At 54.9% G+C, this 19868-nt stretch carries 23 protein-coding genes and 2 tRNA genes; 11 read left to right on the top strand and 14 right to left on the bottom strand.

From position 1 onward, the window contains the following. Positions 1 to 43: 43 nt before the first annotated feature. Entirely contained in the window at positions 44 to 1309 is a 1266-nt protein-coding gene (locus LAC65_RS09520; protein ID WP_039385196.1) for an aromatic ring-hydroxylating oxygenase subunit alpha, read from the bottom strand. A 359-nt stretch (positions 1310 to 1668) separates the two neighbouring features. On the opposite strand from LAC65_RS09520, the gene LAC65_RS09515 reads away from it, so the two are divergent. Further along, on the top strand, positions 1669 to 2796 hold the full coding sequence (locus LAC65_RS09515; protein WP_276524728.1) for an FAD-binding oxidoreductase: 1128 nt from the start codon (positions 1669 to 1671) through the stop codon (positions 2794 to 2796). A gap of 62 nt (positions 2797 to 2858) precedes the next feature. On the opposite strand, the gene LAC65_RS09510 is transcribed toward LAC65_RS09515, so the two are convergent. Beyond that, positions 2859 to 2934: transfer RNA gene (locus LAC65_RS09510), tRNA-Asn, on the bottom strand. Between the two features lie 273 nt (positions 2935 to 3207). On the opposite strand from LAC65_RS09510, the gene LAC65_RS09505 reads away from it, so the two are divergent. Then, a complete protein-coding gene (locus LAC65_RS09505; RefSeq protein WP_039385193.1) occupies positions 3208 to 4065 on the top strand; it encodes a glucose 1-dehydrogenase in 858 nt (285 codons plus the stop codon). 58 nt (positions 4066 to 4123) lie between these two features. Here LAC65_RS09505 and LAC65_RS09500 read toward each other — a convergent pair. The 3 genes from LAC65_RS09500 to LAC65_RS09490 form a co-directional block, all read right to left on the bottom strand. Further along, a tRNA-Asn gene (locus LAC65_RS09500) sits at positions 4124 to 4199 on the bottom strand. A 103-nt stretch (positions 4200 to 4302) separates the two neighbouring features. Continuing rightward, the gene (gene mtfA, locus LAC65_RS09495) at positions 4303 to 5079 is read right to left on the bottom strand and encodes a DgsA anti-repressor MtfA (RefSeq protein WP_039385190.1); all 777 of its coding nucleotides are present in this window, start codon (positions 5077 to 5079) and stop codon (positions 4303 to 4305) included. Between the two features lie 184 nt (positions 5080 to 5263). Further along, positions 5264 to 5953, bottom strand: coding sequence for an ASCH domain-containing protein (locus LAC65_RS09490; protein WP_039385187.1), 690 nt, complete (start codon positions 5951 to 5953; stop codon positions 5264 to 5266). A 584-nt stretch (positions 5954 to 6537) separates the two neighbouring features. Between LAC65_RS09490 and LAC65_RS09485 the strand changes: the two genes are divergently transcribed. Together LAC65_RS09485 and LAC65_RS09480 are read left to right on the top strand one after the other, a co-directional pair. Next, positions 6538 to 7242 (top strand): phosphohydrolase, encoded by a 705-nt coding sequence (locus LAC65_RS09485; RefSeq protein WP_039385186.1) that lies wholly within the window; start codon positions 6538 to 6540, stop codon positions 7240 to 7242. A 72-nt stretch (positions 7243 to 7314) separates the two neighbouring features. Then, complete coding sequence (locus tag LAC65_RS09480; RefSeq protein WP_039385185.1) at positions 7315 to 7569, top strand: hypothetical protein; 255 nt, start codon at positions 7315 to 7317, stop codon at positions 7567 to 7569. A 46-nt stretch (positions 7570 to 7615) separates the two neighbouring features. On the opposite strand, the gene dcm is transcribed toward LAC65_RS09480, so the two are convergent. Then, entirely contained in the window at positions 7616 to 9028 is a 1413-nt protein-coding gene (gene dcm, locus LAC65_RS09475) for a DNA (cytosine-5-)-methyltransferase (protein ID WP_039385183.1), read from the bottom strand. A gap of 165 nt (positions 9029 to 9193) precedes the next feature. Between dcm and LAC65_RS09470 the strand changes: the two genes are divergently transcribed. The 5 genes from LAC65_RS09470 to LAC65_RS09455 all read left to right on the top strand — a co-directional run bounded on the left by LAC65_RS09470 (position 9194) and on the right by LAC65_RS09455 (position 11522). Continuing rightward, the gene (locus LAC65_RS09470; RefSeq protein WP_039385180.1) at positions 9194 to 9670 is read left to right on the top strand and encodes a very short patch repair endonuclease; all 477 of its coding nucleotides are present in this window, start codon (positions 9194 to 9196) and stop codon (positions 9668 to 9670) included. Positions 9671 to 9740: 70 nt separating this feature from the next. Beyond that, the gene (locus LAC65_RS09465; protein ID WP_039385177.1) at positions 9741 to 10007 is read left to right on the top strand and encodes a hypothetical protein; all 267 of its coding nucleotides are present in this window, start codon (positions 9741 to 9743) and stop codon (positions 10005 to 10007) included. A 20-nt stretch (positions 10008 to 10027) separates the two neighbouring features. Continuing rightward, positions 10028 to 10939, top strand: a complete 912-nt coding sequence (locus LAC65_RS09460) for a DUF808 domain-containing protein (protein WP_039385175.1) — start codon at positions 10028 to 10030, stop codon at positions 10937 to 10939. 91 nt (positions 10940 to 11030) lie between these two features. Further along, entirely contained in the window at positions 11031 to 11165 is a 135-nt protein-coding gene (locus LAC65_RS18215; protein WP_255402073.1) for a hypothetical protein, read from the top strand. 177 nt (positions 11166 to 11342) lie between these two features. Then, a complete protein-coding gene (locus LAC65_RS09455; protein ID WP_039385173.1) occupies positions 11343 to 11522 on the top strand; it encodes a YodC family protein in 180 nt (59 codons plus the stop codon). Between the two features lie 35 nt (positions 11523 to 11557). Here LAC65_RS09455 and LAC65_RS09450 read toward each other — a convergent pair whose 3' ends face one another. The 3 genes from LAC65_RS09450 to LAC65_RS09440 form a co-directional block, all read right to left on the bottom strand. Beyond that, a complete protein-coding gene (locus LAC65_RS09450; protein ID WP_039385170.1) occupies positions 11558 to 12778 on the bottom strand; it encodes a glycosyltransferase family protein in 1221 nt (406 codons plus the stop codon). A 15-nt stretch (positions 12779 to 12793) separates the two neighbouring features. Beyond that, positions 12794 to 13594 (bottom strand): mannosyl-3-phosphoglycerate phosphatase-related protein, encoded by an 801-nt coding sequence (locus LAC65_RS09445; protein ID WP_039385168.1) that lies wholly within the window; start codon positions 13592 to 13594, stop codon positions 12794 to 12796. Between the two features lie 352 nt (positions 13595 to 13946). Further along, entirely contained in the window at positions 13947 to 14123 is a 177-nt protein-coding gene (locus LAC65_RS09440; RefSeq protein WP_158086433.1) for a hypothetical protein, read from the bottom strand. A 318-nt stretch (positions 14124 to 14441) separates the two neighbouring features. On the opposite strand from LAC65_RS09440, the gene LAC65_RS09435 reads away from it, so the two are divergent. Together LAC65_RS09435 and dsrB are read left to right on the top strand one after the other, a co-directional pair. Continuing rightward, complete coding sequence (locus LAC65_RS09435; protein ID WP_039385165.1) at positions 14442 to 14600, top strand: YqaE/Pmp3 family membrane protein; 159 nt, start codon at positions 14442 to 14444, stop codon at positions 14598 to 14600. Between the two features lie 65 nt (positions 14601 to 14665). Beyond that, positions 14666 to 14860: a protein DsrB gene (gene dsrB, locus LAC65_RS09430; protein WP_039385162.1), complete on the top strand. Its 195-nt coding sequence runs from the start codon at positions 14666 to 14668 to the stop codon at positions 14858 to 14860. Positions 14861 to 14909: 49 nt separating this feature from the next. Here dsrB and LAC65_RS09425 read toward each other — a convergent pair whose 3' ends face one another. The 5 genes from LAC65_RS09425 to fliP all read right to left on the bottom strand — a co-directional run bounded on the left by LAC65_RS09425 (position 14910) and on the right by fliP (position 19868). After that, a complete protein-coding gene (locus tag LAC65_RS09425) occupies positions 14910 to 16616 on the bottom strand; it encodes a methyl-accepting chemotaxis protein (protein ID WP_039385160.1) in 1707 nt (568 codons plus the stop codon). Positions 16617 to 16777: 161 nt separating this feature from the next. Then, a complete protein-coding gene (gene rcsA, locus LAC65_RS09420; RefSeq protein ID WP_039385157.1) occupies positions 16778 to 17413 on the bottom strand; it encodes a transcriptional regulator RcsA in 636 nt (211 codons plus the stop codon). Positions 17414 to 18041: 628 nt separating this feature from the next. After that, a complete protein-coding gene (gene fliR / locus LAC65_RS09415) occupies positions 18042 to 18830 on the bottom strand; it encodes a flagellar biosynthetic protein FliR (RefSeq protein WP_039385154.1) in 789 nt (262 codons plus the stop codon). Next, positions 18830 to 19099 (bottom strand): flagellar biosynthesis protein FliQ, encoded by a 270-nt coding sequence (fliQ, locus tag LAC65_RS09410; protein WP_039385151.1) that lies wholly within the window; start codon positions 19097 to 19099, stop codon positions 18830 to 18832. The genes fliR and fliQ overlap by 1 nt, the downstream gene beginning before the upstream one ends. 34 nt (positions 19100 to 19133) lie before the next feature. Next, complete coding sequence (gene fliP / locus LAC65_RS09405) at positions 19134 to 19868, bottom strand: flagellar type III secretion system pore protein FliP (RefSeq protein ID WP_039385989.1); 735 nt, start codon at positions 19866 to 19868, stop codon at positions 19134 to 19136.

Genomic DNA, 19868 nt, shown 5'->3' with positions numbered 1-19868 from the left:
CGGCTGGCGGTTAACGACGCCAGCCGGGTTTTCTGTTATCAGGTCAGCCTTTTACGTTTTTAAGCACGGTTTCACTGTACCAGTCGATAAAATTAATCACGCCAAACTCATAGGTTTCTGAATAGGGGCCTGGCTGATAGCCAATGGAGTTGATGCCGCGCTGATTCTCTTCGCCCAGAACGCGATCCTGCTCGTTGGTGGCGTCCCAGACGGTGCGCAGACGCTCCGGATCGTAATCGATACCGGCCACCGCGTCTTTATGCACAAACCATTTTGTCGTTACCATCGTCTCCTGCGCGGAGATTGGCAGCACGCGGAACACGATAAAGTGATCGCTTTGCATATGGTTCCACGAGTTGGGCAGGTGCAGAATACGCATCGATCCCTGATAGTGGCTGGTAAAACGGCCCAGCAGCCGGGTGCAGCCCTCACGACCATCAATGGTCATGACTTTGGTGCCCTCTTTCAGCGGCATACGCACAATCCGGTTGCGCAGACCAAAGCTCTGATGGCGATGCGGAATACCCTGCTCATCCCACAGCGCCGCCTGCTTGTTGTAGTAGTCATGGAAACTCTGCGGCGCGCGCGGATCGTTGGTGTCGTCCCACTCCAGCAGGCTGTTCAGCAGTTCCGGATGGCTGCCGGCGCAGTGGTAGCACTCGCGGTTATTCTCCAGCACCAGTTTCCAGTTGGCTTTTTCATACATATGGGACTCTGCCGCCAGCTTGGTGTTGTCCACATCATAGGGTTCCATATACTCCGCCAGCGTGGCCAGAAACTCATCGAAGTCAGACTGCGGCGGCGTCTCTGCGAGGCAGATAAAGATAAACCCGCCGGCGGTTTTACAGTGCGCTTTTTTCAGGCCGTGCTGCTTCATGTCAAATGACTGATTCATCTCTGAACCGGCGAAGAGCAGGTTGCCCTTTAAATCGTACGTCCACTGGTGGTAGGGACAGACCAGATTGGCCACCTTGCCGCGCTCCTTTGAGCAGAGGCGCGAGCCGCGATGGCGACAGGTGTTATGAAACGCGTTGATGTTGCCCTCTGCATCGCGCAGAACCAGCACCGGGTTCTGTCCGACCTCAAGCGTGAAGTAGTCACCCTTTTTCGGGATTTCGCTGCTCATGCCGGCAAACAGCCACTCTTTCTGAAACACCTCCTCCATATCAATGCGAAACAGAGTCGGGTCGTTATAGAGCGCCTGCGGCAGCGAATAGTTGGGCTGGCGTTTTTCGAGCAGATCCTGCATGCGGTCGCTCGCATCGACAAGGCTTGTACAGGTGATATTCAGCAGATCGTTGTGGCTCATAATGTTGCTCTTCTCGCGCGGTTGAAAAGGGAGTGGTTCGCGCCCGACAGGCGCAGCCGGATATCAACAAAACCGGACTTCCGCGTTACCGGAAGCCTATAAGATCGCTACGGATTACGGATATGCTGCACCGGTCCGGCGCCCGTCAATGTTCTGCCAGCGACATAAATCCCCTCTATTAAAGACGCGCGTGCAGAATTTCCTGCGGATGTGGTTTTTTCAGGCATTTCCGTGTCGCGCATAACTAAATGCTGTGGCGGGGTTACACGGAGAATCGCAGTTTCTGGCTCAAAAGCCTGTGGTTATCCATGCGTCGATACAGGCAATTGATCACTCCAATCCTGACGGGAATGAAATGTATGACAGAGAGAAATATCACGGTACTGAATACCAATGCTTTTGAGCCTGTCACCACGCAGACCTGGACCAATGGCCGTCATGCGGTGCGGTGCGTTAAGGTCATACAGGAAACCTGGGACGTGAAAACCTTCTGCTTTATGGCGGAGCAGCCGGTGATGTTCTTCTTTAAGCCGGGGCAGTTTGTCACGCTGGAGCTGATGATTGAGGAGCAGACCGTGTTTCGCTCCTACACCATCTCCAGCTCTCCCTCGGTGCCGTATAGCTTTTCGATCACGGTAAAACAGGTGCCGGGCGGCGTGGTATCTAACTGGCTGCACGCGAATATGCGCGAAGGCATGGATCTGGCGGTGCACGGCCCGGTAGGGCAGTTTAACTGCATCGATTATCCCGGCGATAAGGCGCTGTTTCTCTCCGGCGGCGTTGGCATTACGCCGATGATGTCGATGGCGCGCTGGTATTTTGACACTAACGCTGATGTAGACATGGTGTTTGTGCACAGCGCCCGCACGCCGGAAGATATTATTTTCCGCCGCGATCTGGAGAATATGACGGCGCGTATTCCTAACTTCAAACTGAGCATCATCTGCGAACGCTATGAATCAGGACAATACTGGGCAGGCTTTCGCGGCTTTCTGAACCACGCCATGCTGCAGATGATCGCGCCTGATTTTATGGAGCGGGAGATCTTCTGCTGCGGACCGACGCCCTATATGCGCGCGGTGAAAGCGATTCTGGAAAACGTCGGCTACGATATGGCGCACTACCATGAAGAGTCGTTTGGTGCCACGCCGGAGGTGGTACAGGAGCAGGTGGTGCAGGAGGCGGAAGAGGCGGCCGAACTGGCCGACGCACTCTGCAGTTCCGAGCTGCTGACCGTGGCGTTTACGCAGAGTGATAAGAGCGTGAAAATTGCGCCGGGTGAAACCGTTCACGCCGCCGCTGCCAAGCTGGGCCTGCATATCCCGAAAGCGTGCGGCATGGGGATCTGCGGCACCTGCAAGGTGAAGTGCCTGGAAGGTGAGGTTGAGATGAACCACAACGGCGGCATTACCGACGAGGATGCCGAAGAGGGCTATATCCTCTCCTGCTGCAGCGTGCCGAAAGGCAATGTGGTCGTGGAATTCTGACCCGCCGCGCACCGCCGGAAAGCAAAAAGCCAGATGTCAGCTGACATCTGGCTTTTTTAATCTGGCTCCTCTGACTGGACTCGAACCAGTGACATACGGATTAACAGTCCGCCGTTCTACCGACTGAACTACAGAGGAATTGTGTTTCGGCGCGCATAATAATCAACTCTCCTGCGGCTGTCAAAACGTGATTTAGCGCCCGCCGGTTGTTTGCTGCTTCCTGCAGCAACCTGCTGATTTTGTCAGCATCTGCCGCTGCCTGATACCCTGCGAAAAGGCCGTTTTTTGCAGAAATAGGCTTATCTCTCAAGCCGTTACGCTTATCACTCCGCCTTGCATTCTGGTTATGGCTGCTACACTTGATGCTGTTCACCTGAGCCAGATTACCCTTCGCTGAAAAAGGAACGTGTTATGACCGATCGTCCAGAAAATCCGCAACAGGCGCAGCAGCAGCAGTGGCCCGGCAGCTTTCGCGAGATGCAGCCGGTGCCCGATCACGGCGAAACCAGCTATCAGGGCAGCGGCCGGCTGAAAGGCAAAACCGCGATTATCACCGGCGGCGACTCCGGTATTGGCCGCGCAGTGGCCATCGCTTACGCCCGTGAAGGCGCCGACGTGGTCATCTCCTACCTGGATGAACACGAAGATGCAAAAGATACCGCGCAGCTGGTGGAAGCTGCCGGGCAGCAGGCGCTGCTGATCGCGGGTGATATTATGCAGGCGGAACACTGCCGCAGCATCGTGGCGCAGACGGCGGACCGTTTTGGCAAAATTGATATTGTGGTCAACAACGCCGCTTTCCAGATGACGCGCGACTCGCTGGATGAGATTGATGATGATGAGTTTGACCGCACGATGAAAACCAATCTCTATGCGATGTTCTACATCTGTAAAGCCGCGGTACCGCATATGCCAGCCGGCAGCTCCATTATTAACACCGCGTCAGTCAACGCCGATCAGCCAAAACCAAAACTGATTGCCTACTCGGCCACCAAAGCCGCCATCATTAACTTTTCCGGCAGCCTTGCCGCGCTGCTGGCGGATAAGGGCATTCGTGCCAACGCGGTCGCACCGGGACCTATCTGGACGCCGCTGATCCCGGCCACTATGCCGCCGCAGCAGATCGAAAGTTTTGGCAGCCAGGTGCCGCTGCAGCGTATGGGGCAGCCCGCTGAGCTGGCCTCTTCTTATGTCATGCTGGCCAGCGACGAAGCCAGCTATATCTCAGGGGCAACCATTGCCGTAACCGGCGGGGTAGCGGTGATTTAACGCCGGCGCAGACAGCAAAAAGCCCGCTCAGGTTTCCCTGAGCGGGCTTTTCTAATTCTGGCTCCTCTGACTGGACTCGAACCAGTGACATACGGATTAACAGTCCGCCGTTCTACCGACTGAACTACAGAGGAATCGTGTGAACGAGGCGAATAGTAGTGGCCCCGGACGAGCCTGTCAACAGCTTAAAACACAATTGCATTCAACTGGCTAGCAAAGATACAGCCCGCGCAGGGATCAGGCAGATTCCGCCGCCAGCGTCGCAAGCCGGGCAGCAGGATCCTGACGGTAAAACAGCTGCAGGTGTCGATACATCGCCGGAAAGCGCTGAAGGAGCAGGTCGGGCGCAGTGAAGAAATATTCTGACAGCACAGCAAAACATTCGGCCGGATCGCTGGCTGCGTAGGGATCAAAGGTCGCGGCCTCTTCACCCGCGAGTGCCACTTCATCGTCAATTTCCTGCATCACCTGCAGCAAATCTTTCTCCCAGCCAGCGACCTCGCGCAGCGGAATAGCGGGGATGCCGCTGGTGTAGCCGCTGCCGCGCGCGTCCAGCTTATGCGCCACTTCATGGATCACCAGGTTATAGCCTGAGAGATCGAACGCGTCGGAAATATCCAGCGCGTTGAGCACCACCGGCCCCTGCGTCCAGCTCTGCCCGGCGTGTACAGCGGGCGCCTGATGCACCAGCCCGCTCTCATCTTCCCAGCGATCATCAACCGCAAAGGGTTCAGGATAGATAAGCACGTCGTGAAAGCCATCCAGCCACTCCACGCCCAGCTTCAGCACCGGCAGGCAAAACAGCAGCGCCAGACGGGCGCTGTGCAGCGCATCCAGTTCAGTGCCCTGCAGCAGGACAAATTTTTTCTGCTGCAGAAAGCGCTGCGCCATGCCGATCAGAACGGCGTGCTCGTCATGATTAAGCAGAGAAAACACTGGCTGCCGCAGCGCCTGCGTCCAGGGCAGTTCAGCGACAGCATCGGATTTATGCGCGTTCCGGGACCATTTAAACATCGCAGCGCCTGTAGAAGGAGAGAAGGAGTGCCGACGGGACAGAATGTGCCAGACGTCAAACCCGTTATTCAACCTGTTAGCCGGGACGGTGTCTGTGATTGCGCTTGCAAAGTGAAAAGCAAAAATAAGCGGGGTGGGGCGTAAGCGCCTCTTCCGGTGGGCAGAAGAGGCGCAGGGCGCTCGCTCAGAGCGATCGGCTTTCGCGCAGAACGCGCTCAAATTCAATGACCCAGACCCAGGGGTTAACCTCCCAGCTGGTCGCGCCATACTGTTTTTGCCACGCTTTGCGATACGCCTCTTTGGGCGACTCTGAATTCATATTCATGGTAAAGAAGTTGTTCAGGAAGTGCGAGTCCGTCTGAACGCCCTCTGCCATGATGTCATCCTCGCTGATATCCTGGATTTTTTCAGCCCGGATCGCGGTGATGGTCAGATCGATGCGGCTTGCCCAGCGCGGCATGTGAATGGCCGTCTGCCAGCCAAACTGCTCCGCGTCCTGCAGATCGTCCTCCAGCTGACCAAACTCGTTGCTGTCAGCACGATACTGGCAGAAGTCGGGATGGCGAAATAGCTGGGGATCGCGATCGTACTCTGCCAGCTGCGCTTCCGGCACAATCGGGCCGCGCCAGGTTTCGCGCACCCACAGGCGATCGCCAACCTGCCCGAAGGGACAGTGCGCGCTGATATCGGACATCGACATCAGTTTGTAGCCGTGAAGATGATTCGCACTGACATCAAACGCATGAACGCCTTCATGGTGGTCCTGTCCTGGACCAAATGCCTGCGTTTTCATAATGCGTCGGGTCTGTGTTTGCTGACCAACCAGCAGGGCGCGAACCCGCTGTTCGGAAAAAAGAATCGGCCGTTCTTTCATTTTTTACCTCTTGTTATATCACGAACCCGGAAAGCGTTGACGTTACATCCTGTACAGGACGAGACCCTTAGCATAAAGGTTTCAAACAAATTTGCTTAATAATTTGTCACCTGATAATCAGGCGTTCCCTTCCTGTTCCGGTATTAAAAAAACATCCAGGCAAAAAGTGGGGTGCAGATCGCTTAACGTACCGGCGAAATGCGGAAATTTCCCCTATACAGTACGTTATAACGGCCAAAATAGAAATATTTTCAGACTATTTCACCTTTTTCTCCGCTAATAACTGGCTATCTGTCAGCGAGGAGTGACCGCTTAAATTCCCCGCGCACTGGCATCGCGGTTAAGCGCGACACATAAACTATGTTAACTAAATCTGACGATAGTGAAACGTCATAAGGAAAAGCTGAAAACAAAAAGGCTACTGGGCAAGCGGGCTTAACAACGCTATAACATGATCAGGATCGCAGATTTTTCCCTCTCACCCCAAAAATGCTGTAAGAAAAGTGTCATGACCTGCCCGCTAAGATAGGGCTGAGTCTGAAGAGCTCCCGCCGCGCACCACATGTCATAACAGGAGAAGCATCATGTCCATTACACACTGGCAACAACGTTATGAACACTGGCTGCGGCTGAACTGGCAGCATGACGATAAGGCGCACGACACAGGGCATCTGCGTCGGGTCTGGATGAGCGCGGCGCGTATCATGCAGGAGACGCCTGCCGATGCCATGGTGGTACTGACCGCCAGCTACTTTCACGACGTGGTGAATCTGCCGAAGAACCATCCGCAGCGTCATCTTGCCTCTACGTTTGCCGCTGAAGAGACGCGCCGTATTCTGCAGCAGGATTTTCCCGATTTTCCCGCTGAACTTATAGATAGCGTGGCGCACGCGGTGCAGGCGCACAGTTTTAGTGCTGCCATTACGCCGCTGACCGCAGAAGCAAAAATTGTGCAGGATGCCGATCGTCTGGAGTCGCTGGGGGCTATCGGACTGGCACGCGTATTCTACACGGCTGGCGCACTGGGCCGGCCGCTGTTTGACAGTGACGATCCGCTGGGGCGCGATCGCGAGCTCGACGATGTGAAGTGGACACTGGATCACTTTCAGAAAAAGCTGCTGCGCCTGCCTGAAACCATGCAAACGGCAGCGGGACGTCGTCTGGCTGAATATAACGCCGATTTTCTGGTGCACTATATGGCCAAACTCTGTGCGGAGCTGCAGGGGAACCTGGCGGGGGTTGATGAATCCGTGCTGCGCGACTTCTGCTGCACGTTACAGGAATATTAAATTTTTATGACAGACTGTTAACTGGCCTCATCTTCCGCTACGTTTGTGAAAAAAATAGCAGGGAGTGTGGAAATGACTGAAACCGTGAACATTACGATTAAAATTGATCCGGCACTGAAAGAGGAGATTAAGCAGCTGGCTGCTGACAATCAGCTTTCAATGAGTCAGGAGATTGTTAACCGGCTGCAGGCGAGCCTGCAGAGTGCCCTGCAGCAGGAGACGGCGGTAGATAATCTGCACTCCGATGAGACGCCGGACGACCGGTTAAGCGCTACGGAACTGCGCCAGATCCGTGCGCTACTGAAAAAGAGCAAGAAGAAGAAGTAATCTCTGCCACCCGCCGCCCGGCGGGTGAGCTATTTCTTATGCGCGATCAGCTATTAGCCTGCTCTGGCGCGTTCAGCCTGTAGTATTCAATCAGCGGCAGCAGTAATTTCGCTACCGCAGCAAATACCGGCACCACCACGGAATTGCCAAACTGACGATAGGCCTGGGTATCGGAGACCGGGATGCGGAACCGCGCTTCACCCGGCGCTTCAAACCCCATCAGGCGCGCGCACTCGCGCGGGCTCAGCCGGCGCGGTCGCCGCGCCATGTTCTCAGCAGCGGTAAAGTTCTGTTCACCCAGCGCGCGATCCCAGCCGCGATCGATCAGGATCTCCGAGCCATCTTTGTAGTAGCGCGCTGAAAGCGTGCGCACGCAGCAGTGCGGATTCTGCGGATCGTTCAGGCCAAAGCCAAAGCCGTTGCCCTTCGCCTTGTGCTTTTGCGCATAGCGATAGAGGTAGTGCCAGAGCGTTGGCGACAGGGTATATTTTTCACCCGGATCTGCGTCCAGCAAACTCTGCAGTGGCGGCACCTGCGGCGGATAGAGCGCCGGCAACGCGCGCAGTGAAAAGGGCTGCTTAACGCCGCTATCGCGCCGGATGCCCACCAGCACAATGCGCTCACGGTGCTGCGGCAGAAAATAGCGCGCGTCGATCACTTTGGCGTCCGGTGTGCCTTTATCATCCGCATCCGCCACGTCATAACCCAGCTCATCCAGCGTTGCCATAATAATGGCGAAGGTGCGGCCCTTATCGTGGCTCTTCAGATTCTTGACATTTTCCAGCACAAAAAACGCGGGCTTTTTAGCCGCGAGAATGCGCGCCACGTCAAAAAACAGCGTGCCCTGCGCCTCACACTCAAAGCCGTGCGCCCGGCCGAGCGCGTTCTTTTTACTGACGCCCGCCAGTGAAAAAGGCTGACAGGGAAAGCCGGCCAGCAGCACCTGGTGATCGGGGATAGCGCGATCGATATGCTGATAGATAGCCGCCTCCTCAGTGAGGCCGGCTGGCTGCGTGACGAGACGAATATCGGTATTGAACCGGTGGCGCAGCGGATCGCAGTAGTGGTTCGCTTTATAGGTGCGGACCGCCTCTTTATTCCATTCGCTGGTAAAAACGCACTCGCCGCCGGCCTGCTCAAAGCCGCGCCGGATGCCGCCGATACCGGCAAAGAGATCGATAAACTGAAAGGCGGGCCTATCATAGTGGGCCGGTCGCGATGGCAGCAGGGCACGCAGGCTGGCGATCTCAGACGGCAGAAGCATTGCCGACGCGGCTTTGCCACTGCGCAGACGGTTCAGCTTCGCCACGCTCCAGTGGCCTGTGCCGGCGGCGTTGAGGGTCTGCATCACATCGCGCGCCGCGTAGATATCCAGTACCTGCAGTAACAGCGCTAAATCATCCTGCGCAGCGGTTAATGAAGAGGGGGTAGCCGGTGCGGCGGGATCGGGAGCGAGCATGCGTTTTTCCTTAACAGTTGAGCGGCTATGCTACCACTCATCTGTCAGGGTTGAAATTAGCGCGTCGTGTGGCGCTGCGCGCCGTGCCGCACTCTTTTACGCCGCCGCTTTCGCTTTTGCCGTAAAACGCTAAAGTTGAATAGGCCCGCAGGAAAAGGAAACGGCATGGCTGACGTTCACTCACAAGAGATCCGCAGTAAAAATATGCGCGCGATCCGCAATCAGGATACGGCGATTGAACAGCGCGTGGCCGCGATATTGAAAGATCGCGGCTTCAGCTTTCGCGTGCAGGATAAAGCGCTGCCGGGGCGGCCCGATTTCGTGCTGCCTGAGCAGCAGGCCATTATCTTTGTGCACGGCTGTTTCTGGCATCGTCATCACTGCTATCTGTTTAAAATGCCCGCCACGCGCACCAGTTTCTGGAACGGCAAAATCAACAGTAACGTTGAGCGTGACCGGCGCTATGTGCAGCAGCTGCAGGAGACCGGCTGGAAGGTTCTGATTGTCTGGGAGTGCGCGCTGCGCGGTAAGCTGCGGCTGAATGACAATCAGCTGATTGAGCGCCTTGAGGAGTGGCTGCTGGCCGCCGGGCAGAGCGCGGAGCTGGATCATCAGGGATTGCATCATTACCATCCGCTCTAGCCGGCGATGATTGCTTTTCGCGGCAATAATCGTTTAGATCACGTTTTTCTCTGGGACGCGGAGCACTACCATGAGCAGTATTAAACTGACGGTCAGACGGCTCTATCAGCTGCGTGACGAGCGGCTGGTGGCGACACAGGCCACGGCACGCATCTGGCTCGACGATCGGCTGATTGCCACAGAGGAGATCAGCGGCATGACCGAAAGTCCGGTGAGTAAATATCTGCACGCAGCGGATACGCAGGGAAAAACGTTACGCGTTGAATGGGACTGTGAGGGCATCGCCGACATGTCGGTGACGTGGGTTGAGCGCTGCCCCTGTTGTCAGGAACACTAACCGGAATAAGGATTACCATTTTGGCAGGAACCAGTTTACTTACGCTTCTGGATGATATTGCAACGCTGCTGGATGACATTTCAGTCATGGGCAAGGTTGCGGCAAAAAAAACCGCTGGCGTGCTGGGCGACGATTTGTCGCTTAATGCGCAGCAGGTCACGGGCGTCAAAGCCAATCGCGAATTGCCGGTGGTCTGGGGCGTTGCGAAAGGCTCATTTCTGAATAAGCTGATCCTGGTGCCGCTGGCGCTGGTGATTTCAGCGTTTGCTCCCTGGCTTATCACGCCGTTGCTGATGCTGGGAGGCGCCTACCTCTGCTATGAAGGGGTGGAAAAGGTGTTACACAGCCTGCAGCACGATAAAGAGGAAAAGAGCCCGGAAGCGCGTCAGCAGCGGCTCGACAGCCTGGCACAGCAGGATCCGCGCGCGTATGAAAAGAGCAAGGTCAAAGGTGCGGTACGCACTGACTTTATTCTTTCGGCGGAGATCGTGGCGATTACGCTGGGCATCGTTTCAGAGGCGCCGCTGCTTAACCAGGTGCTGATCCTCGCCGGTATCGCCATTCTGGTGACCATCGGTGTTTATGGCATTGTGGCGATGATTGTAAAGATCGATGACCTCGGCTACTGGCTGCGGGAAAAGTCCTCTTCACTGGCGCAGGCGGTGGGCGGTTTTCTGCTGGCGATGGCGCCGTGGCTGATGAAAATTCTTACCGTCGTCGGCACGCTGGCGATGTTTCTGGTGGGCGGTGGCATTATTGTGCATGGTATCACGCCGCTGCATCACGCTATCAGCGAGTACAGCAGCGGCTTTAACGGTCTGGTTTCCGGCCTGCTGAGCAACGGGGCCAATCTGGTGCTTGGGTTTATCGTCGGCGCGATTGTGCTGCTGGTGGTTAACCTGATCGCCAAAGTTCGCGGTAAGTCGGCATAACAGGCCAGCGCGGTAAGCGGCGCACAAGCCGCTTACCGCTTATCTCTGGCAATGCGATATAACGCGCGGCACACTAATTTTCAGGAGAGTGATGATGAACGACGATATGTTTGAATTTGATATCGATGCCCAGCTGGAACAGGCTGAAGCGAAAGCGGCGGAAAAAGCCAGCGAAGTGCCGGCTGAACTCAGTGATGATGCTGAGTGCGAAGGCTGCAAAATCTGACGGTCGCAGCTAAAAATTTCAAAGCCGGTAATAAACATTACCGGCTTTGTTTATGAACCAGATTTTGCACTGCTTATTCCTCTTTTATCACACTAATAACATTATCCTATAGGCAAATTGTCTGTCCGGCTGCTATACCTTTAAGCGTTCAATCAACGGTAAAAGGGAGGGCGCGGTATGACCTTTGCAGTGAGTGATGAAGTTCAGCACAAACAGGGCGGACCCACGATGGTGGTAACCGGCTATGCCAGCGGAATGGTTGAGTGTCGTTGGTATGATGGCTATAGCGTGCGCCGCGAGGCATTCCATAGTGATGAACTGAGTCACATGACTACGGAATCCCGGCTCGCCAGCTGAATCTGATCGGGACGGTTTCGCCGTCCCGTATCCCGTTACACTTTTCCCTCGTTATCTTCTTCCACCGCCTGATAAATCCGCTGCAGAATATCCGGAAACGCCGACTGAACGCGACTCCAGCTCGGAATAAAGGGCTTATCGTTGGGGCGTTCAATAAACGACTGACCGGCGTCGAGAATGGCCTGGGTAAACATCTCCACCGCCGCTTCCTCTTTGTGCTGATCGAACGACAGGCCGTTCATGGTTGCTTCATGCCGGTAGATCTCCATCATATCCAGCGCGTTACGGTAATAAGTCGCCTTCAGCACGCGAAACGAATCGCTGGTCAGCGGCACGCCCATGGTCGCCAGCTTGCGCAGCAGCGACTGGACAATATCGCTGCTCATGCGCTTCAGCCCCCCGGTACCATCCTCTTCGGCCAGCGGCTGATGCTTGTGGTCATAGTGATCGGCGATCTCGACCTGACAGCTCTGTCGGGTCGTATAGTTGCGATAGATCTCAGACAGCACGCCGATCTCCAGCCCCCAGTCGCCAGGGATCTTAATGCCGTTAAGCACATGGGTGCGCATGGCAAACTCGCCGGAGAGGGGATAGCGAAAGCTGCTGAGGTAGTCGAGATACTCGGAGTGGCCATACACCTGCTGCAGCGAACGCAGCATCGGTCCGACCAGCAGACGGCCGACGCGGCCATTGAGCTTGCCATCCGCGACGCGCGCATAAAACCCTTTGCAAAACTCATACTGAAACGCCGGGTTGGCCAGCGGATAGAGCAGACGCGCCAGCATGCCGCGCTCATAGGTCACAATGTCGCAGTCGTGCAGCGCCACGCACTGGGTGCGATCGGACGCCAGGGTGTAACCGGTACAGAACCAGACGTTGCGTCCTTTGCCCGGCTGGCTGGGTGAGAGACCCTCTTTATCCAGCTCTGCATCAATCGCTTTCAGGCGCGGCCCGTCATTCCACAGAATGCGGTGCCGCTGGGGCAGGCGTGAGAAGAAGTCGCGGGCAAACAGAAACTGATCGCGATCGGCTCGATCGAGACCAATCACAATCTCTTCCAGATAGGGCACCTGCGCCAGTTCATTAACAATATTATCCAGCGCCGGGCCCTCCAGTTCGGAGAACAGCGAGGGCAGGATCAGGCCCATCTTGCGCCGGCGGGCAAACTGCACCATCTCTTTTTCCAGCGACTCCACGCGGCGATGGGTGAGGTTATGGAAATTCGTAATCACGCCATTCTGATAAAAATCACTCATCGTCTCATCCTCTGATTACGGCTTATGGGGGGCCAGAAAGTGTTCTATGCCTTCGCTCCAGCCTTCCGGTCCGGTTTGCGCTGTGCGATAGATATGGTCGCTATCGGTACGGCTGAGTGTAACCGGCGACTTGCTGAAACCTTTGATAATGACCGCGTAGTCCGCCTGCTCCAGCATCGGGATATCATTGGGGCCGTCACCCAGACCCAGCGTTATCCGGCTTACGCCATCCTGCTGCATCAGCTGCTGCTGCAGCTGCGTCAGCGCGATACCTTTGCCGCAGTTTTCCGGCATCACGTGCCAGAAGCGGCCGCCCTGCGTCAGCGCAAGCTGATGCCGGGCCAGCGCGGCGCGAAATGCCTCCAGCTTATCGCTCTCGTCGCGCCACAAAATCACCTCCGAGGCGTCCCGCAGGCGGCTTAGCCGGGCGTCACTCAGCGCCAGACCGGTAAAGCTCGCCACGTCGCTGTCACTGAGATCGTGAAAACCGGTAAAGCGAAATTCCGTTTTCAGCGCGGCCAGCATGTCGCACAGCGCCAGATAGTCAGCGCCTGGCTCATCATTAACCGTAACGTCGTCGCCAAAGCTGATGCGGGCACCATTTTCAGCGATAAACGGCGCTCCGCCTAAACCCAGGCGCTTCTGCAGCGGGATAATCTCTGCAGCGGTTTTACTGGAGCAGAGCACTACCGGGATCTGGCGTGCGGCAAAATAGTCCAGCCACGGGCGGGCAGCTTCCCAGTTGTAATCGTGGTGATCCAGCAGCGAGCCGTCCAGGTCGGTTACCACCAGCAGGGGGGAATCGGGATCAATCATCGTCATACTCCTTACACCACAGAGGTGAGTAAAGCAGAGAGTAATCAGTATAATAGCGTTATGACGATTGCACGTTTTTCCGGCGTACCGAACGCGACAACCAGGAATAATCTTAAAAGGCAGCGCGACGCCGGCTACCGGTGCATGAAGTGTGCAGGGTGAAGCGCAGACGGCGCGGCTCTCTGGCCGGTTTAACGCCAGAAGATATGCATATTTCTGCACTTTATATGCACAAATGCCGGTTGCCTTCATACACAGTGAGCGTAATCTGAAACGGCATTACCGTTTCCTGGTGTAACGAATCCATTGATAAATTTAACCCGGCCTGAGCCGGGTTTTTTTTAAATCACTCTCAGCGATTCGCTTCGCAAAAGCTGCAATCGTGAATATCCACTTCGCACTGTTCAGAAAGGCAGCGCGCCTGATCCACGGTTTTACCCGATGAATCAAACCACTCCGGGTCGCGCTCTTTTTCCTGTTCCGGATTGCCTGCCGGAAGGGAGCGAGGGCGGGTTTCTTCTGCACGCATACGGGGACTCCGTAAAGCCAGGGTGAGTCTTGAGTATAGTGCGGCACGCGCATACGCGCATACGCGCGCAGCGCGACAGGCAAAAAAAAAGCCCGCGCTGCGCGGGCAAAAATCCTTGTTACTTTTAGGTTGGCTGCTTCTTTGGGGTTGATGCAGCGAAATGATGATAGGCGTTTTCTCCGTCAGGGTTCTCGCTGCAAAACGTTAAGAGAGTGAAAAAGCGGCTTTTGACAGTTCTTTACCTGACGTCGCTCCTGTTTTTACCAGAAGCAGCTATGCTTAACGCTGTTTGATTATTATTGATAACAAGGAGTTAGTATGGATTTGCTGCGCATTATTATCGCTATTTTGCTGCCACCGCTGGGCGTATTCATGCAGGTAGGTTTTGGCGGAGCGTTCTGGCTGAACATTCTGCTGACGCTGTGTGGCTATATTCCCGGCATCGTCCACGCTGTCTGGGTTATCGCCCGTCGCTGATCGCGATCACTATTTCGCCGCCTGTTTACGGTACACTGGCGCAAAACAGTCGCTGAGAGGTCGCAATGCAGGCAGGTGAACGCGTAACGGTGAAAACAGACGGCGGCCCGCGCCGCGCAGGTAAACTGCTGGCGGTGGAGCCGTTTAACGAAGGGACCATGTATCTGGTGGCGCTGGAGGATTATCCGCTGGGCATCTGGTTTTTTAACGAAAGCGACCACGCCGAAGGCGTATTTGTTGAGCCTGAAAGCACCGGCTGAGCAAACCAAACCGCGCGCCCCGTCTGACGCTTCAGCGGGGCGCGTGCTGTCAGAAGGTCTCCCAGTTATCGCTGCCTGATACCGCCAGTGCCGGACGCACCGTGCGCTGAGCCGCTGGCGCCGCGTGGACCGGCGCCGCAACTTTCGTTGTGGCGTAAGCGCTGTCGCTGAGGCGGAATGCCGCCACCGCCTGCGTCAGTTTACCCGCCTGATCTTCCAGCGAGGCCGCTGCAGAAGAGGCTTCTTCAACCAGCGAGGCGTTTTGCTGCGTCACGTTATCCATTTCCGTCACCGCCAGGCTGACCTGCTGGATACCGCGGCTCTGCTCATCTGAGGCTGCGGCGATCTCTGCCATAATATCGGTAACGCGCCGTACGGCTTCAACGATGTCACTCATGGTGGTTCCCGCTTCGCCCACCTGATGCGATCCGTCACCAATCAGCGCGACCGACTCGGCAATCAGCGTTTCGATCTCTTTCGCCGCCTGAGCGCTGCGCTGTGCCAGGCTGCGTACTTCGCTGGCGACAACGGCGAAACCGCGGCCCTGTTCTCCCGCCCGGGCAGCTTCTACCGCAGCGTTCAGCGCCAGAATATTTGTCTGAAAAGCGATGCTGTTAATCACGTTGGTGATTTCAGCAATTTTTTTCGAGCTGCCGGAGATGTTGTTCATGGTTTTCACTACGCCGCTGACCAGATCGCCACCGTTGCGCGCTTTGTCAGAGGCGTCAGCCGCCAGCTGACTGGCGTGATGGGCATTTTCCGCATTCTGCTTCACCGTTGCGGTGAGCTGTTCCATACTGGCCGCGGTCTGTTCCAGTGCTGATGCCTGCTGCTCGGTGCGGGAAGAGAGGTCGGTGTTCCCGGCGGAGATTTCGCTGGTTCCCTGATAAATAGCCTCCGCCCCTTCGCGCACGCTGCCCACGGTGCGTACCAGCGCGGCCTGCATCAGCTGCAGATTATGCAACAGCATGCCGATTTCGTTACGCCCGCACGGCACATCGGCGGCGGTCAAATCACCCCGGGCAATTCGCTCAATGCGGACCACCGACTGGCGCAGAGGATTAATAATGATCCGCCGCAGAAAAATAAAGGTCAGCCCGACCAGCACTAATGCAGCCGCAAACGCCGCTGCCATGGCGATAAAGCCGAGGCGCGCCTGGTGAGCTGCCCCGGCGTTAATCGCCTCGGCCCGCTCGGTACGGATTTTAATGGCCTTCAGCAGCAGCGCGTTATAGGCGTCATCCAGTTTACGGGTGACATCGGTCTCCTGTGCCACAATGCCTTCGAAGCTACCCTGACGCGCTGACTCAATCATCGGCTTCACGCCTTTATCGATATATTGATTGAAGCTGGCGGTCAGCGGCGCATCCAGGGCCAGATCGGCGGGCGTTTTAACATCGCGCGCCATATAAAGCGTAAATCCTTCACGCGCCTGTTTAATGCGCGTTTCTGTCCGCGCCAGATCGGCGCGATAGCTATCCATCTCGCCAATACGCGTTGCCGCGCCCGCCTGCAGTATATTAAGGCGGGCAGTGCGCAGATGGTTAGAGCTGTTGGAAATGCCCATGCGCACCTGAATCTCTTCGGTGGCATCGTTCAGCGAATTATTACTCTGAATGAGAAAATAGCTGGCGAGACCAATACACAGGGCAAAAAGCAGCAGAATGCCGCCGAATATCACGCTGAATAGCGGCATCAGGCGCAGGTTTTGCCAGAGGCTGAGCTTATTATCTACATCGATCGATGCTGTTTTCATTTCCTTGCTCTCATAGTGGTAAGGGTTCTGAAAGCAAACATCGGCAGGGCAGGGGAAAGGCTTAGGTGAGAATATGGGATCGCGATCGCAAAAGCGTTAAAAAACAACAGGGCTGGTCATCAGACCAGCCCTGTGGCAGCATAAATTATGTAGCAGACAGCTTATCGCACGTTAACATAAATGCCGGAGGTTACATTATCTGTCAGACGTACTACATGATAGATAACCTGTTTATTATGCGTTTTGATTTTACGCTTAATATTGCCTTTATGTGACGAAACGGTTTTAGCCTTAATCTGCATTTTGTCTGAAATCTGAATGGTGTCATGGCCTGACATCCACATTTTCAGCATATTTGATTCGGTCTGGCTCAGCGTCAGTGGATGAATGTCCATCCCGGCGGAAATACGCGGTGACGCATTGAGTTTCTTTTGCAGGTAAGTACCCAGCAGTGAATCCAGAGTCGATGTCTTGATCGATTTTGATGTAATAATCAGGTTCTTACGAACGTAGAGATATTCCTCAAAATGGATATTTGAGATCGCCATAAAGATAAAGAAAAGAGTATCCGGGTGCTGTGTGATAATAGCACGAATGCGATCGCTGGAATCGGCTTCGTGAATAAAGCAATCTTCGTTAATAAATACTACGCCAGGTTTTAATTGCTCGCATTTTTGTTGTAGCTGTTCGATATCCGTGGCTGCAGTAATGTTTTTCTTTTTAACTCCTTTTGCCGACATATAGTCCGACAGTCCCAGGCGTGTGTAGTTACATGAATCCATAATAATCGTTGGCATTATAGCGACCCTCACCAATTTGTTATCCGTTTAAATCAACGATGAATACGCGTTTGCGGTACGAGAGAAATTTTCAAAGACACTTTTTTATTCTGCTTTGCAGTCTGGCAAATTATATCCCTGCGCCATCATGACTCTTCCCTGACCCGTTCTGCGAAGTTTTTTGTGTTCCATCCACGTCATTCTTTCCCCGGCGATAGCGGGAATCACCAGGAATTTGCTTTAAGTATACCTTCCGCCCTGTTTTTGAGAGCTGTGTCACTATCGCGCATGTTACAGGCAATTCTGATAGGACAAATCTTAAAAACATTTGTTTCGCGAAAGTGTGACGCTTCAGCGAGTGTTGACAATGCCGGAAAAAGGGAAATTAGACAAGAAAAATCGCTTTTAAATTTTTTTTGTTTAAAAACATACCTTTGAGCATTTTGCCAACCGATTCGTCAGGGAAACCACCTTAAGAATCGTCTGACTAAAATACTCCACGGACCGTTTAATAAGAATGTTTTTCACGATAAATATCGATTTATCAGATTTTCCTCAGTTGATTTCTGAAAAAAATGGTTTGAAAAGTATACGGAATGATTTTGACTGCTTAACTATCACTTCAGAATGGTAACAGTATCGTTAACTAACGTGCAGGGGAAAGTTCTGAGGCAAATCGGGCGAGTAAATCAAAGACTTCGCTGAACAGATGTTCGCAGAATGGGGCAAGAAGCGGCATCAGCATACCCATAGAGAGGATACCGACCGTTAAGGTCACAGGAAAGCCGATAGCGAAAACCGACAGTTGAGGTGAAACACGGTTTAACAAACCCAGTGCCAGGTTTAGCGTGAGGAGCAAAATGATTAAGGGCAGCGCTAACATCATGCCATTAAGGAAAATTAGCCCGGCACCTTTGACCAGTCCTATAAAGGCATCAGCACTCAGCGGCTCTGCACTGACGGGCAAGGTCTGAAAACTGTCTGCCAGCAGTGAGATCAGCCACAGATGTCCGTTAAAGGTCAGAAACAGCAGCATCGCCAGCATATCGAGAAAACGCGCCAGCAGCGGCATGTTAACCCGCGTGTTCGGGTCCAGCAGCGTAGCGAAAGATAATCCCATCTGTAAACCAATGATTTCACCCGCCAGCTTTACGGCTGAAAACGCCAGTTGCATGGTCAGACCGATACCGGCACCAATCAGCAGCTGCTGGATCAGCATCCAGAAACCGGCAGGTGAGAACAGGGTAACGTCGACCGGTGGCAACAGCGGCAGCAAAATCCAGGTGATCACAAACGCAAGCGCCACCTTTACCCGCTTGGGTATATTGCGCTCGTTCAGCACCGGCGCGCTGGCAAACAGCGCCAGCAGGCGCGCCATCGGCCAGAAAAACTGCGCCACCCAGTGGATAAGCTGACTGCTGTCGAGGGTAACCATCAGCCAATGATATAAGGCAGGTTGCTGAACAGAGTGCGAATGTAATCCAGCATCAGATTCAGCATCCACGGTCCTGCGATTACGCCGGTAGCCGCCACCGCCAGAATCTTGGGAATAAAAGAGAGCGTCTGTTCGTTAATCTGCGTTGCCGCCTGCAGAATACTGATGATAAGCCCGCTTACCATCGCGACCAGCAGTAGCGGAGCCGCCATCATCAGCGCGACGCGCATCGCCTCCTGGCCCATTACCATTACCGATTCCGGGGTCATACTGTGCTCCTGTCAGGGAAAGATTAATGAAGGGTCAGGAATAAAAGCTTTGGGCCAGCGACCCCACCAGCAGCTGCCAGCCGTCGACCAGCACAAACAGCATCAGCTTAAACGGCAGCGCAATCGTCGCCGGCGGTACCATCATCATACCTAATGCCATCAGTACACTGGCGACCACCAGGTCGATAATCAGAAAAGGGATAAAGACCGTAAAGCCAATCTGGAATGCGGTTTTCAGCTCGCTGGTCACGTACGCCGGCAGCAGAATACGCATCGGTACCGCTTCCGGGCCGTCGATAGGCGCGGTATTGGCCAGGCGGGCAAACAGGGCCAGATCGGCTTCGCGCGTCTGGCGCAGCATAAACTCACGCAGCGGCTGGGCACCTTTATCCAGCGCCACTTCCATACTGATTTTGTCCTGACTGAAGGGCAGGTAGGCATCCGCGTAGATTTTATCGAACGTGGGCGCCATGATGAAAAAGGTCAGGAACAGCGCCAGGCCGAGCATCACCTGATTAGGCGGGGCCGAAGGGGTACCCAGCGCGTTACGCAGCAGGCCAAATACAATAATGATGCGTGTAAAGCTGGTCATCATCAGCAGTACGGCCGGGATAAAGGTCAGCGAGGTGATAAACACCAGCGTCTGTACCGGCAGCGACCAGCTCTGCCCGCCATTAGCCAGCGGCTGGCTGACCAGACCAGGCAACTGCGCGTGCGCAGCCGGTGCCAGCAGCATCAGCAGCGGCAGCAGAGAGAGTAATCGACGCAT

It is taken from the genome of Pantoea eucrina (genome assembly GCF_020079945.1).
Classification (GTDB): domain Bacteria; phylum Pseudomonadota; class Gammaproteobacteria; order Enterobacterales; family Enterobacteriaceae; genus Pantoea; species Pantoea eucrina.
This window is presented reverse-complemented; position numbering and strand designations above follow the sequence as displayed.

What these genes read in the sequence shown, in the direction of transcription:
- LAC65_RS09470 (WP_039385180.1), top strand. Translation starts at nt 9,194, where the DNA reads ATGGCTGACGTTCACTCACAAGAGATCCGCAGTAAAAATATGCGCGCG.
- rcsA (WP_039385157.1), bottom strand. Translation starts at nt 17,413, where the DNA reads ATGCCAACGATTATTATGGATTCATGTAACTACACACGCCTGGGACTG.
- fliQ (WP_039385151.1), bottom strand. Translation starts at nt 19,099, where the DNA reads ATGACCCCGGAATCGGTAATGGTAATGGGCCAGGAGGCGATGCGCGTC.
- LAC65_RS09485 (WP_039385186.1), top strand. Translation starts at nt 6,538, where the DNA reads ATGTCCATTACACACTGGCAACAACGTTATGAACACTGGCTGCGGCTG.
- fliP (WP_039385989.1), bottom strand. Translation starts at nt 19,868, where the DNA reads ATGCGTCGATTACTCTCTCTGCTGCCGCTGCTGATGCTGCTGGCACCG.
- LAC65_RS18215 (WP_255402073.1), top strand. Translation starts at nt 11,031, where the DNA reads ATGATGAACGACGATATGTTTGAATTTGATATCGATGCCCAGCTGGAA.
- dcm (WP_039385183.1), bottom strand. Translation starts at nt 9,028, where the DNA reads ATGCTCGCTCCCGATCCCGCCGCACCGGCTACCCCCTCTTCATTAACC.
- LAC65_RS09455 (WP_039385173.1), top strand. Translation starts at nt 11,343, where the DNA reads ATGACCTTTGCAGTGAGTGATGAAGTTCAGCACAAACAGGGCGGACCC.
- LAC65_RS09445 (WP_039385168.1), bottom strand. Translation starts at nt 13,594, where the DNA reads ATGATTGATCCCGATTCCCCCCTGCTGGTGGTAACCGACCTGGACGGC.
- LAC65_RS09515 (WP_276524728.1), top strand. Translation starts at nt 1,669, where the DNA reads ATGACAGAGAGAAATATCACGGTACTGAATACCAATGCTTTTGAGCCT.
- LAC65_RS09505 (WP_039385193.1), top strand. Translation starts at nt 3,208, where the DNA reads ATGACCGATCGTCCAGAAAATCCGCAACAGGCGCAGCAGCAGCAGTGG.
- LAC65_RS09480 (WP_039385185.1), top strand. Translation starts at nt 7,315, where the DNA reads ATGACTGAAACCGTGAACATTACGATTAAAATTGATCCGGCACTGAAA.
- dsrB (WP_039385162.1), top strand. Translation starts at nt 14,666, where the DNA reads ATGCAGGCAGGTGAACGCGTAACGGTGAAAACAGACGGCGGCCCGCGC.
- LAC65_RS09490 (WP_039385187.1), bottom strand. Translation starts at nt 5,953, where the DNA reads ATGAAAGAACGGCCGATTCTTTTTTCCGAACAGCGGGTTCGCGCCCTG.
- LAC65_RS09520 (WP_039385196.1), bottom strand. Translation starts at nt 1,309, where the DNA reads ATGAGCCACAACGATCTGCTGAATATCACCTGTACAAGCCTTGTCGAT.
- fliR (WP_039385154.1), bottom strand. Translation starts at nt 18,830, where the DNA reads ATGGTTACCCTCGACAGCAGTCAGCTTATCCACTGGGTGGCGCAGTTT.
- LAC65_RS09450 (WP_039385170.1), bottom strand. Translation starts at nt 12,778, where the DNA reads ATGAGTGATTTTTATCAGAATGGCGTGATTACGAATTTCCATAACCTC.
- LAC65_RS09435 (WP_039385165.1), top strand. Translation starts at nt 14,442, where the DNA reads ATGGATTTGCTGCGCATTATTATCGCTATTTTGCTGCCACCGCTGGGC.
- LAC65_RS09440 (WP_158086433.1), bottom strand. Translation starts at nt 14,123, where the DNA reads ATGCGTGCAGAAGAAACCCGCCCTCGCTCCCTTCCGGCAGGCAATCCG.
- LAC65_RS09425 (WP_039385160.1), bottom strand. Translation starts at nt 16,616, where the DNA reads ATGAAAACAGCATCGATCGATGTAGATAATAAGCTCAGCCTCTGGCAA.
- LAC65_RS09465 (WP_039385177.1), top strand. Translation starts at nt 9,741, where the DNA reads ATGAGCAGTATTAAACTGACGGTCAGACGGCTCTATCAGCTGCGTGAC.
- mtfA (WP_039385190.1), bottom strand. Translation starts at nt 5,079, where the DNA reads ATGTTTAAATGGTCCCGGAACGCGCATAAATCCGATGCTGTCGCTGAA.